Source organism: Comamonas thiooxydans (genome assembly GCF_002157685.2).
In the GTDB taxonomy this organism is placed as follows: Bacteria; Pseudomonadota; Gammaproteobacteria; order Burkholderiales; family Burkholderiaceae_C; genus Comamonas; species Comamonas testosteroni_H.
In genome coordinates this window covers 2,748,916-2,761,564 of record NZ_AP026738.1, presented here as the reverse complement: position 1 = coordinate 2,761,564, position 12,649 = coordinate 2,748,916, and the positions used below count along the sequence as shown (strand labels likewise).

Below are 12,649 nucleotides of genomic sequence, written 5' to 3'. Positions count from 1 at the left end.
TCAGGCCCTTTCCCGGTTGGAAAGGCTTGATCTTCTTGCCTTGCTTTCTGGCGCCCGAGGCAGAAGGTATTCGGGGTCCGCACGCTGAACGCGGTTGCGCCCGGCGCTCTTGCCTCGATAAAGAGCCGCATCGGCCTGCTGCAGCGTGATGTCAAATGCTTGAGCAGTGATGAACGGATTGGAAACACCAATCGTCGCCGTGCAAGTGACAGAGCCGTGCAGGCTGATGCCAGGTATCGCGATTTCTGCAATCGCCGCACGTATTCTTTCGGCCAGTTGCAAAACCTCATCCCCCTTCAGGCCAGGGCAAAGAACCAGAAACTCCTCGCCGCCCAGACGACATTTCAGATCACTCCTGCGCGTGCTTTGCTGAATCGCTTCTGCCACACGACACAGCACGTTGTCGCCAAACTGGTGCCCATAGTTGTCGTTGATGCGCTTGAAATGGTCAATGTCCACGATCAAGAGGTGGACCGGAGCGGCTTTCCTGACTGCAAAATGCGCATCCAGCCCATCCAGCAAACCACGACGATTGAGCAGCTTGGTCAGCGGATCCTGCGCGGCCATGCTGCCCAGCTCGTCGGTGAGACGGCGCAACGCCAGCCAGACAGCGCCTGGCGGAATCACCGTGCCAAGGAAGGACATATAGATATAGAACACCATCTGGAAACGGCTGTTCATGTCCAAGGCCTGCAATCCACCCTGCAGAATCAGCATGAGCTTCATGGCATTGAGAACACATATGCCGGCGATCAGGATGGCAAACACCACCATTTCCACGGCCATATCCCTGGCAAAGCTGCGCGTTCCCCAAAGCAAAGTGATCGTCATGCAGAGAAACAGCAAAGTGCATGCTGCAGCCAACATGGCCTGACGCGCCTCCAGACCAAGCGTAGACTGCACCAGCACCTGAGCCGCACTGTAGGCTAGCGCCAAAATCAGCAACGGACGCCATACCGGCGTCGGCCGATTGAAAAACCGCATCGCACCCAGCACATACACTACCGGCGCACAAAGCGTCAGCGTGTGATTGACGAGGCTCATCACACTCCAGCCAGGCTTGCCGCCCAGCAACTGCAATATATAGGCACAACCAAGCAGCAGATTGCCCAGCGCAAAGACCTCCATGCCCATTTTTCTGCCGGGCAGCCTGCGGCTGATCAACATGAACAGAACGCCAAAACACAACAGATGCACGCAGAGCATGCCAAGGATGACGGTCGCAACCATGAAATCGCTCATATCCGATAAAGCTAGGCGCCGCTTGGCTCAGGCGATGAGAACAGCTGGACCTGCGGATCAACAAAGCAGGTCTGGTCCAGGCTTTACTCAAGCCTTCCCACCCACTCTCAAGTGTTGGCAACTTTAATGCCTTGCGCCGAGCCGATAATGTCAACGCCAGTCAGGGTCTGCCGGCGAATCTGAGCGAAGCCTGGCGCACCACCTCCGGCAACTGCTGCACCCGGGCATAGCTCTCGCGCAGCCAGCTCGCATCGTTGCCGCCCTGCAGCACCCGGGCCAGCTCCTGCAAAGCGCTCTTGCCGGATGCCGGCGCATGGCTGGTGATACGCCCCAGCGTCTGCTCAATATGCTCGCGCAGCGGCAGTTGCTCGCTGGTGGCAGGGTCCACATAGGTGCCGTCCAGGCCAAAGCGGCAGGCCTGGAAGCGGTTATAGGTATAGACCAGATAGTCGTCTTCGCTGGGCTCGAAGGGCTGTTCACTGAGGAACCAGGCGCCCAGTGCCTGAACATAGGCCGCCAGTTGCGCCGCGCGATGGATGGACAGCGGCGTATCGAAGACACGAACCTCCACGGTACCGAACTCGGGCTTGGGACGGATATCCCAGTAAAAGTCCTTCATGCTGTGAATCACGCCCGTGGCAGCCATCTTGACAAAGTAGCGCTCGAAGTCTTCCCAGTGCAAGGCAAATGGCGCACGCCCCGAGAGTGGAAATGCGAACACCGAGTTCAGGCGCGCGGAGTCAAACGCCGTGTCCTGCCCCTGCACAAAGGGGCTGGATGCGGACAGTGCAATGAAATGCGGGATATAGCGCGAGAGCCGGTGCAGCATCATCAGCGCATCATCGGCACTGGGACAGCCCACATGTACATGCTGGCCGAAGATGGTGAACTGCTTGGTCAGATAGCCGTACAGCGCCGTCAGCTCCTTGAAGCGCGGCTTGTCGTAAATACGCTGCTGATGCCATTGCTGAAACGGGTGCGTACCGCCACCGGCCAGCGCGATATTGAGCCGGTCAGCCGCCTTGACCAGGGCATCGCGCGTGACAGCCAATTGCTCATACGCGTCCTGTGCATCGCGACAGATTCCGGTCGAGATTTCGATCATGCTGGCCGTCACCTCCGGAACGATGGAGCCCGGGACCTTGGCGTTCTTGAGCAGCGCCAGCATATCGGGCGCATAAGGCGTCATGTCGTAGTGATGGGTGTTGAGCAGCTGCAGCTCCAGCTCCACGCCCAGCGTCAGCGCCTGAGATGGCGCGAATTCGCCCAGACCACCGGCCTCTGCCGCTACCGGTTGAATGTGTTCGACTTCATGCGTCATGGCGTCTCTCCCCTCTTTGCAAGGCTGCGCGGCCCACGCCGCGATGGGCATCGCCACTGCGCCACAGCGCCGTTGCAGCCAGCAGCACACCCAGTACCTCACACAAGGCAATCATGGGCAAGGCAATGGCCGCGAGCTGCTGGGCCACGCTGGCATTGAAAGCAGTCCACTGCGACACCAGAGCAGAGACCATAAGCAGGGCCACACCCGAGAGCGCAAACTGTCCGCAGGCCACGGGCCACTGCCTGCGCCATCCTATGGCCGTACCGTGTCCCAATAGCAAAACCGCAGAAAATTTGCCAACTGCCCGTGCCAGTACAGCGCTAGCCACTACCGAAACAAGAGCGAACGACATGCCGACCTGGGCTGCCATACTGGCAACCAGTACAAACATCAGCAGATTGAGCATGGCATTGGCCGCCTGAAAGGCCTGCGGCCAGATCAAGGGCATGGGACTGAGATTGCGCAGCATCAGCCCGGCCACCATAAAGCCCAGCGCAGCCGAACCACCCCATTGCTCGGCGAGCAGACAGACCGCAGTCATGGCCGCGAGCAGATAGAAGGCCGTGCTGTCGCTGCGCGATGACTGCCAACGCAGCACCGGCCAGAAAGCGGCCGTGACCAGCAAGGCCCAGAACAGGGTCAGCAGCAGGCTGAGCAGCAAACGCCCCAGTCCCGCAGCCGAGAACTGCAGGCCGCCGCCCGCCGCAGCTGCGGCAGGAACAAATACTACCGTCAACACCAGCGCCCCCAGCAGCGCCAGCAAGGTGCTGATGGTTGCCAGCAGCAGACTGCGATCCGTCACTGCACCGCTGGCACGCAAATCATCGGCAATGCGCAGCAGTACGGCCGGCGATGCCGCCATGGATATCACGCCGACGGCCAGCGCCACGGCCCAGCCCCAGCCGAGCGCCAGCAAGGCGGTGGTCACCACCACCAGAGTCAACAACGACTCGCCCAGGCTTTGCAGCAGCAGCCAGGGCTGACGCAGCAGCCAGGGAAGGGAAACTTGGGATGCAGCCAGCAACAGGCTCGCGCCCACGGCCAGCTCCAGCAGCAGCGCCGAACTGCCCTGCAAAGGCCAGGGCAGGTCACCAAACCCCACCCAGCCGGCCACCAGGCCGACCATGGTGTAGCCCAGCATGCGTGGATAGCCGGTAAAGCGATGAACCAGATGACCAAGCAAGGCGGCGGCCGAAACCAGCACGCACCAGCTCAGCAGCGGTGGAAAGCCGGCAGGCCAGATGCCCGCCTCCAGATTGCCGAACGGCATATAGCGCCCTCCTGTATCAAGACCCGGACAGTGCAACAAGTCGCGTCACCAGGGTTGGTGCAGGCAGCGTTGCGAAAGAGATGCGGTCAGCGCCGCGTGAAATCCCGGCCATGCTCCGGAATGCAACACCTGCTATTGCGCAACCAACTCTTCACCCACAGGATCAAGGCGGCCGCCACGCACGCCCCAGTTCCTGTTCAGATAACGACAGAAACTATCTCGGAGCGCTACAAACATCATAGAGCCCCTGCATCCAATGGCGTTACAGGGTGTCAGCCTTCCGACATTTCTGTGACCGAATGCATTGCTTGGTGCAGTTTTGCAAACCTCCGGATCATGAAAAACGCCGGGCTCAACTCTGCGTTGACCCGGCGTAGGCATGTATGGCAAAGCTGCGCTGTCAGGCTGGCAGCTTGCCGTCCTTCAGCAGACGACCCACCAGCGCCACCCAGTAACGCATACCCAGCGGCAGATTAGCGTCATTGAAGTCGTACTTGGGATTGTGCAGCGAGGCACTGTCCTCGCCATTGCCCAGCCAGATATAGACGCCCGGGCATTCCTGCGCCATGAAGGCAAAGTCTTCCGAGGCCATGCTGGGCACCATATCGCGGCGCACCTTGCCCTCGCCCAGCACGCTGGTCAGCACCTCGGCGCAGACTTCGGCATGCTGGGGGTTGTTGATGGTTGCGGGGTAACTGACGCGGTAGTCGAGATGGGCTTCCAGGCCGTGCAGCGCGCAAGTCGCGGCAATCGCATCGCGAAAACGCTGTTCGATGCGTGCACGCTGAGGCATGTCAAAGCAGCGCACGGTGCCACGCAGCTTGATGACTTCGGGCATCACGTTATAGGTATCGCCGGCGTTGAAGCTGGTCACGCTCAACACGGCCGGCTTGTGAACCTCCTGCTCGCGCGCAATCAGCGCGGGAAGATGAGTCACCAGCTGACAGGCAGCCAGCAGTGCGTCCTTGCCCAGATGGGGCATGGCGGCATGGCAACCCTTGCCGGTCAGCGTCAGGTCAAAGATGTCGAAGGCCGCCATCACGGCCGTGGAATGCAGCGCTGCCGTTCCCACAGGCAGGCCCGGCCAGTTATGCATGCTGTAGACCGCGTCCATGGGGAAGCGCTTGAACAAGCCGGCTTCGATCATGGCTCGCGCGCCACCTTCGTTTTCCTCGGCGGGCTGGAAGATGAAATGCACGGTCCCCGCAAAATCGGGCGCCGAGGCCAGAGCCTGGGCCGCCCCCAGCAACATGCTGGTATGGCCGTCATGGCCGCAGGCATGCATACGGCCGGCGTGCGTGGACGCATGCTCGCACTGGTTGAGCTCCGTCACATTCAACGCGTCCATATCGGCGCGCAGGCCGATGGATGGGCCTGCGCCCATATTGCCCTTGAGCACGGCAACCACACCCGTACCGGCCAGGCCGGTGTGCACTTCCAGACCGAAGCTCTTCAGCAGTTCGGCCACGCGTGCGCTGGTGCGGTGCTCCTGAAACGCGGTTTCGGGATGACGGTGAAAGTCATGGCGCCAGGCTTGAAGTTCCTGCTGGCCGGGCCACTTGATGGTGTTCATCATGGTCGTGTTCCGGCTTTACAGCGTATGGACAAAGGTCTGGGCGATCAGGGTCGCAGCCAGGAACACACCGGCATTGGCCAGCAGCGAAACCACGACGATGCGCCAGCCCAGGCGGCGGAAGGCTGGGATGTCCTTGGCCAGCGACAGGCCCGCGAACGTCAGCATGGGCGTGATCATGGCCAGGAAGTTGACCTTGCTGGTGAGCGCAGCCACTTCGGCGGCATAAGGCGTGAGCGGGAATGTCATGGCCATGGCGATGAACGAGATCCAGCACACGGCAGGCAGTATGCGGCGCGTGCCGACATAGATCAGATCACCGACAAACACTGCAGCAATGATGAGCAGCACGCCGGGCAGCGCATCCATCACCGGCACGCCATGGCCGATGCGGTTGCCGATCAGCACCATGGCGCCGACCAGAACCCAGGAAGCGAAGCGCATGCCCAGACCCAGCGCCGGAACCTGCGCCTGTTCTTCATCTTTGGCGGCAGACAGGTCTACGGCCTGCTCCACAACGGCCTGCTTGCGCTTGCGGCCCAGAATCGGCTCCAGCCATTGATAGGCACGCAAGGCCAGCGGCAGCGAGATGAACAGCGTCAGATAAGTGCCCACCGTCGTCGCAATCAGGTTGGCGGCAGCGGCAAAGGTGGCAATCTGGTCGCTCATCTCGGGATGCTGGGCGGCGATCGCGCCCACGGCGGCGGCCGTCATGCTGCCCGAACCCACGCCGGCGCCCATGCCCAGGGCCAGCGGGTGGAAGATATTGAGGCTGGAGACAAAGCCGGCCAGCAGCGAGATGAAGATGGCGCCGATCAGAGTGCCTGTGATGTACTCGGCCAGCACGCCGCGGCCTTCGGGCGAATCCATGCCGAAACGCTCGCCGATGATGGCCAGGCCCGGTTCACGGCCGATGGAGAACGTCGCGCCAATCGCTTCGCGCTTGATCCCCAGCAGCAGCGCCACGGGCATGCCCAGGGCCACGCAACCGACCAAGTTGCCCAACTCCTGCAACACCAGTCCCCAGCCGACTTCCGCCAGCTTGGGCAGCGAACTACCAACCAGCAGGCCCAGCTTGGCAATGAACAGGAACAGCGCGCAGGACAGCACGGCGGCGGCCAGATTCTGGCTGTACAGGCTCAGCTGCAGCGGGCCGGGCATGCGCTTGCGCAGCAGACCCAGCACCAGGCCGATGAGCAGCGCCCAGATCATGGGCAGCAGCACCACCTTGCCCACGCCCAGCGCAATGGGCAGCGGCCCCAGCCACTCGGACAATGCCGCGATCACCAGCGCCAGCGCAAATACCTGCACCACGCTGCCCACATTCAACGCGGCCTTGGCCGGCTGCACCTCTGTACGCATCAACTTTCCTTGCGCACGACGGCCGCTGCCGACGCGCTGAAATAGCTTTGAACCCTGAAAATGGGCACGGCCAGCCCAAGCTGGCGCTCACCCATGCGGGCGCTGAATATAACAATGCATTTATTGCATACGCATTCTTTTTCTGTTCTAAAAAAGTGAACATACGTATGAATACAGATGTAATTTGGCGACGACAATCACAGCATGTCCGCCTTTCAAGACTCCCGTGCCCGCTATCTGTTTGAAGCCGTCTACTGCGGCTCTGTCCGTGCCGCCGCCGAAAAACTGGGCATCGTGCCCTCGGCCGTCAGCCGCCAGATCAGCCTGCTCGAAGAGGAACTGGGCCTGGCTCTGCTGGAGCGCCATCGCAACGGCGTGGTACCTACCGAGGCCGGCCAGTTGCTGCTCGACTATCATCGCGAACACACGGCCCACCGCCACGACATGCTGGCCAAGGTCGATGCGCTGCGCGGGCTGCACAGCGGCAGCGTCAGCGTGGTCAGCGGCGAGGGTTTTGCACAGGAGCTGATCGACGGGCCCATACGCAATTTTCGCCAGCAATATCCGGGCGTCAGCATCTCGCTGGAAATCTACGGCACGACCGAGATCATGCGCCGGATTCGCGAGGACGCTGCCGAGATCGGCCTAGTCTACTACCCGCCCGCCGACAGCCATATCACCGCACGCGGTACGGCGCGCCAGCCCATGCACGCCATCGTCCACTCCCAGCACCCGCTGGCCAGCGCTGCCCAGACTTCGCTGCAGGAGCTCAGCCAATGGCCTATTGCCATGCTTCAAGGTGTGTATGGCATTCGCCAGCTCGTGGAATATGCCGAACGCAAGGACAAGATCCACCTCAGCCCCGCGCTGACCAGCAATCTCATCAGCGTGCTGCTGGCCTTTGTCACCAGCGGCCAGGGCGTGACCCTGCTGCCGCCCTGCTCCGTCACGGCCGAGCTGGCAAGCGGGCGCCTGCGCGCCATTCCCATTCACAACCCTGCATTTCAGGATGCGGAGATGCAGCTCATCACTCGCACCGGCCGCCATCTGTCCCCTGCTGCCAATCGCTTTCTGCTGTATTGCATGCAGGGCATGCAGGCGTTCCAGGAACCATGAGCGGCGACCCGTAAGACTACAGGTCAGGCCGCCTGAGCATGCTGAGGACGCTGCTGCACTTGCCTTAGACTGCACGCAGCATGCAAACCAGTCTGGCTCTCACCCCCTCGCAACTGAGCGAATTCCTTCTCAACGTCGCAACCGTACGCCCCGTGTTCATCTGGGGGCCGCCAGGCATAGGCAAATCGGCACTGGTACAGAACTTTGCGCAAAGCGTGGGGCTTGATTGCGTGTCCCTGCTGGGCAGCCAGCTCGCACCCGAGGACTTGCTGGGCGTGCCACAGATCATTGACGGCGTGACCCGCTTCTGCCCGCCCGCCATGATTGCGCGCGAGCAGCCTTATTGCCTGTTCCTGGACGAACTCAACGCCTGCAGCCAGGATGTGCAAAAAGCCTTCTACAGCCTGATTCTGGAGCGCCGCGTGGGCGAGTACCTGATGCCCGAGGGCTCCATCGTGATTGCGGCTGGCAACCGTGCCCAGGATTCCGCGATTGTGCGCACCATGTCCTCGGCGCTGATCAACCGCATGATTCACGTGCAGCTCAAGGTCAGCGCCAGCGAGTGGCTGCAATGGGCGCAGCAGGCCCAGTTGCATACCCTGGTGCTCGAATACCTGGCCCAGCGCCCCGATCACCTGTGGAGCCAGCCACCCAAACATGAAGAGGCGTTTTCCACGCCGCGCTCCTGGCATATGCTCAGCGACGCCTTGCTCTCCTATGGCGATGCGCTGAACCTACAGACGCTGGAAGCCCTGAGCAGCGGCTGCCTCACGCCCCAGCATGCGGCGCAGTTCAAGGCCTTCTACAAGCTGGCCGACGACCGTCACCGTCTGGACGCCATCTTCAAGGGCGACGCCAACTGGCCCCATGCGCCGCAGGACAGGGATGTGCTGTATTTCCTGGCCCAGGCCTTCCGTGCGCGTCTGCTCAAGATCCTGCCCGCCGACAAGCAGCAAAGCGGCGGCGAGCTGCAGCAAACCGTGCACCGCTCCAAGGCCATGCTCAAGGAGCTGGCCCAGATCAGCCTGGAAATGGCCCAGATCGTCACCGCCGAAAGCGACGGCCAGACCCTGCCCGCCTGGTATATGGTGGAAATCGTGCGCGACCTGCCGCGCCTGGTGGAAGCGCGCGAAGCGGCCAGAGCCTGATGGCCAAAGCTCCAACGCGCGAAACGCCGGCCACCCTGGCCTATACGCAGGGCCTGGCCATGCTGCAGGCACACCCCATCTTTAGCGAACTCAGCCGCAGCCTGGGCTTTGTGCGCGGCGCCCAGTCAGGCTGTCCGATCCATGGCTGGGCGCAGGCCAGCCTCAACCACCAGCGCTTTACCGGCCAGATCGACATCCACCCCAAGCGCATGGCCAGTCCCGAGGAATGGGCGTATTGCCTGGGGCGGGCCACGCTCAGCTTCGCGCTGGAGCTGTTTCAGCGCGACCGCAGCCACTGGGCGCAATGGAGCGCGGCCTGCGATGTGGTCACGGCCCGCTTCATCCAGACCATCAAGCTCGGCCGTCCGCCCGAAGGCATGGAATTACCCGACGGACTGCCCCAGCGCGACGAGGCACAGTGGTATGCCCAGTTCTGCGAACAGGGCATACCCGCCTGGGCGCAGGCGCTGAGTCTTGCCGGTCCCGGCCAGGGCGGCGCTCACCCCAGTCTGGCCTTGCCAGAGCAATGGCCTGAGCCGGCCTCATCCACCAGCAAGCCTCAGCCGTACTGGCGCAGGTACGGCAACTGGCCCGAAATGTTTGCTGCGGGCCTGGCTCGCTCCGTCACCCAATCCGTGGAAATGGCTGCGGGCGTGCGCCGCGAGTTTGGCCAGAGCCGCCCTGCCAGCAGCGCGCTGGACCGCGCACGCCACTGGTTTATGGACAGCTTTCCGCTGCTGGGCAGCATGGTCGCGGCGTTTGACATCATTGAGGACGCCAGCATCTGCGAGCGTGAGGACATTGCCGTCGCCGCGGTCGACGAAATGCTGCGCACCATCTACATCAACCCCGGCCCGCGCCTGTCCGAGCTGGAACTGCGTTTCGTTATCGCCCACGAAGTGCTGCATGTGGCCCTGCGCCACCTGCCGCGCCGGCGCGGGCGTGAGCCTTTTCTGTGGAACGTGGCCTGCGACTTTGTCATCAACGACTGGCTGATCCAGATGGATGTAGGCCAGCCGCCGGGCATTGGCATGCTCTACGACCCGGAGCTGCGCGGGCTCAGCGCCGAGGAGGTCTACGACCGCATCGCAGGCGATCTGCGCCGCATGCGCAAGCTGCGCACCCTGGCCGGTGGCCAGGGCGACATGCTGGAGCGCAATGTGGGCGGCCAGCGCAACGCGGGTGACTACACCGATATCGACGAGTTCTGCCGAACCCAGCTGGGCAAAGGCCTGCTGCGCCACGAGCAAGACGCACGCGGCATGCTGCCTGCGGGATTGATCGAGGAAATCCGCGCTCTGCTGCAGCCGCCGATTGACTGGCAGGTGGAACTGGCACGCTGGTTCGATCACCACTTCCCTCCCATAGAGACGCGACGCAGCTATGCCCGCATCAGCCGCCGCCAAAGTGCCACGCCCGAGATTCCCAGGCCGCGCATTCAGGCCGACAGCCGCTGGCTGGAAGGCCGCACCTTTGGTGTGGTGCTGGACACCTCGGGATCGATGGAGCGCCATGTCCTGGCCAAGGCCCTGGGCTCCATCGCAAGCTACGCCGAGGCCAAGGATGTACCCGCCGTGCGCCTGATCTGCTGCGACGCCGCGGCCTACGACCTGGGCTATCTGCCCGCTGCCGACATGGCCCAGCGCATCGCACTCAAGGGTCGGGGGGGCACCGTGCTACAGCCCGGCGTGGATCTGCTGCTACAGACCGATGACTTTCCCAAGGACGGCCCCATCCTCATCATCACCGATGGTCAATGCGACCAGCTACGCGTGCCGCGCGAGCATGCCTATCTGCTGCCTGCAGGCCGCAGGCTGCCATTTCGCACAACTGCGCCCATCTTTGTGATGGGTTGAGATTCAAGATCAAGCAATAGCTGTCTCGTGCAGCGCATGCCACAGCACGCCGCCAGCTGCGACTTCCAGAATCGCCGTGGAATAGCGCGCCGTGACCGCGCCCGCCAAGCTATGCGTTTCACGGTAGCGCAATGCCACATGCGGGCCTGCATGCAAGACGGTTTTCAGCTCATCCACGGCAATCTGCAAACCGGGCCTGCCGCCAGCAGCGCCCTCAAACATCTGCTGCACCGGGGCGCGCGTCACGATCTGACCGCCGGTGGTGACCATGCTGAAGTGCTCGGCAAACACCGGCATCAGCGCATTGAGGGCGGCCTGGGCGGCTTCGCCCTGTTGGGTAAAGACGGTCTGGATCAGCACATGCACATCTTGAACGCTTTTTGCGGCGGCTTTGAGATTCTGGTCGTTCATACGTGTTTTTCTTTCAGAGTGTGTAAACAGGTCAGCGGCAGCAACCCGGCCAAAGCGGCAACGGCAAAGCTTGCGTGATAGGCCGCCAGCGCACCGGTATGCGACTGCAGCAGGTTGAAGATCATCAAAAACAGGGCCGCGCCCACGCTGAATGCCATCTGGCGGTTGATGTTCCAGATCACGCTTGCCTGCGGCATATCCGCCCCGTGAAAATCCATCAGCGCCGTGGTTTGCGCGGCATTGGCAGCCAGACCGCCGCCCAGGCCCATCAGGGCATAGGCCAGCACTAGGCTTAGCAGATCGTCCGCCCTGTTCACCGCCATCAGGCAGGCAATACCCAGGCTGTGCAGCAGCAGACTGACCACAAACAGCGGCCTCGCCCCCACGAGGTTGTAGATACGGCCGCACAGCAGCATGGCCAGCAGCGCGCCGCCGGCATAGACCAGCATGAACATGCCCGAGCGCTGGGCGCTCAGTGCCAGCAGGTCTTGCAGAAAAAACAGGCTCAGCAGATTGACGCCGGTAAACACACCGGGCACGGCGTAGTACACGGCCATGGACACCCGCAGGCGTGGGCTGCGCAGCAGGCGCAGCTCGACCACTGGGTCTGCCGCTTTGCGCCAGTGGCGCAGATAGAGCGCGCCCGCCACCAACCCAACGGCCAGACACAGCAGCGCCCCGCCCCAGCTATGGCCCGCGCCGTAGAGCGACATGCCCAGCAGCACGGCCGCCAGCGCGGTGCTGATCAGCAGCAGCCCGGTGATATCAGGCTTGGCCACAGCCGATGGCTCGGACGAATCGCATACCCAGAGCCATGCCAGCAGCGCGGCAGCCAGAGCCAGCGGAATATTGGCAAAAAAAACCCAGCGCCAGGAACTGCTGTCCACAATCAGTCCGCCAAGCCCAGGCGACAAGGCCGGTGCAATCAGGGCCACGGCCATGACCAAGGTGGAGATCCGTGCACGCTCCGCCCCCTGAAACAGGGCAAAGGCCATAGCCTGCCCCACGGGAATCAACAGCCCACCGGCCATTCCCTGCACGAAGCGCCAAACCACCACGGCCGTAAAACTGCCCGCCAGGCCGCAAGCCGCCACGGCCAGTGCAAACACCAGCATGGAAGCCGCCAGCAAACTCCGCGCGCCCCAGCGGCTAGCCAGCCACGTGCTGATGGGAATCACCAAGGTCAGACCCAGGATGTAGGCATTGCCCACCCAGGCGGTGTCCAGGCTAGCAGTCTCAAACTCGGCAGCCAGGCGTGGCAAGGCAACGGCGGGCATGAAGATATTGATGCAGTCGATAAAAAACCCGGTCAGAAACACCAGGGCAATGCGGTAACGGTAGCTCATG

Annotated in this window: 10 protein-coding genes; 3 read left to right on the top strand and 7 right to left on the bottom strand. The window is 62.6% G+C overall.

Annotated elements, in window-relative coordinates:
- From CTR2_RS12665 to CTR2_RS12645, 5 genes are all read right to left on the bottom strand, one after another.
- Complete coding sequence (locus CTR2_RS12665; protein WP_087084614.1) at positions 1 to 1,230, bottom strand: GGDEF domain-containing protein; 1,230 nt, start codon at positions 1,228 to 1,230, stop codon at positions 1 to 3.
- A gap of 172 nt (positions 1,231 to 1,402) precedes the next feature.
- Positions 1,403 to 2,563: a YbdK family carboxylate-amine ligase gene (locus CTR2_RS12660; RefSeq protein WP_087083624.1), complete on the bottom strand. Its 1,161-nt coding sequence runs from the start codon at positions 2,561 to 2,563 to the stop codon at positions 1,403 to 1,405.
- Complete coding sequence (locus CTR2_RS12655) at positions 2,553 to 3,836, bottom strand: cation:proton antiporter (RefSeq protein WP_046462436.1); 1,284 nt, start codon at positions 3,834 to 3,836, stop codon at positions 2,553 to 2,555. Before CTR2_RS12655 ends, CTR2_RS12660 begins: the two co-directional genes overlap by 11 nt.
- Before the next feature lie 400 nt (positions 3,837 to 4,236).
- On the bottom strand, positions 4,237 to 5,412 hold the full coding sequence (locus CTR2_RS12650; RefSeq protein WP_087083626.1) for a M20 aminoacylase family protein: 1,176 nt from the start codon (positions 5,410 to 5,412) through the stop codon (positions 4,237 to 4,239).
- A gap of 15 nt (positions 5,413 to 5,427) precedes the next feature.
- Positions 5,428 to 6,771 (bottom strand): DUF3100 domain-containing protein, encoded by a 1,344-nt coding sequence (locus CTR2_RS12645; protein WP_087083628.1) that lies wholly within the window; start codon positions 6,769 to 6,771, stop codon positions 5,428 to 5,430.
- A 204-nt stretch (positions 6,772 to 6,975) separates the two neighbouring features.
- Here CTR2_RS12645 and CTR2_RS12640 point away from each other — a divergent pair, with 204 nt between their 5' ends.
- The 3 genes from CTR2_RS12640 (at position 6,976) to CTR2_RS12630 (ending at position 10,891) form a co-directional block, all read left to right on the top strand.
- Entirely contained in the window at positions 6,976 to 7,887 is a 912-nt protein-coding gene (locus CTR2_RS12640; RefSeq protein WP_012838320.1) for a LysR family transcriptional regulator, read from the top strand.
- Between the two features lie 80 nt (positions 7,888 to 7,967).
- Entirely contained in the window at positions 7,968 to 9,035 is a 1,068-nt protein-coding gene (locus CTR2_RS12635) for an AAA family ATPase (protein ID WP_087083630.1), read from the top strand.
- Positions 9,035 to 10,891 (top strand): vWA domain-containing protein, encoded by a 1,857-nt coding sequence (locus CTR2_RS12630; RefSeq protein WP_087083632.1) that lies wholly within the window; start codon positions 9,035 to 9,037, stop codon positions 10,889 to 10,891. The genes CTR2_RS12635 and CTR2_RS12630 overlap by 1 nt, the downstream gene beginning before the upstream one ends.
- 9 nt (positions 10,892 to 10,900) lie before the next feature.
- Here the strand turns inward: CTR2_RS12630 and CTR2_RS12625 are convergent, their stop codons facing one another.
- Both CTR2_RS12625 and CTR2_RS12620 read right to left on the bottom strand, forming a co-directional pair.
- Positions 10,901 to 11,302: a hypothetical protein gene (locus CTR2_RS12625; protein ID WP_087083634.1), complete on the bottom strand. Its 402-nt coding sequence runs from the start codon at positions 11,300 to 11,302 to the stop codon at positions 10,901 to 10,903.
- Positions 11,299 to 12,648, bottom strand: coding sequence for an MFS transporter (locus CTR2_RS12620; protein ID WP_087083635.1), 1,350 nt, complete (start codon positions 12,646 to 12,648; stop codon positions 11,299 to 11,301). The genes CTR2_RS12625 and CTR2_RS12620 overlap by 4 nt, the downstream gene beginning before the upstream one ends.
- Position 12,649: the final 1 nt, after the last annotated feature.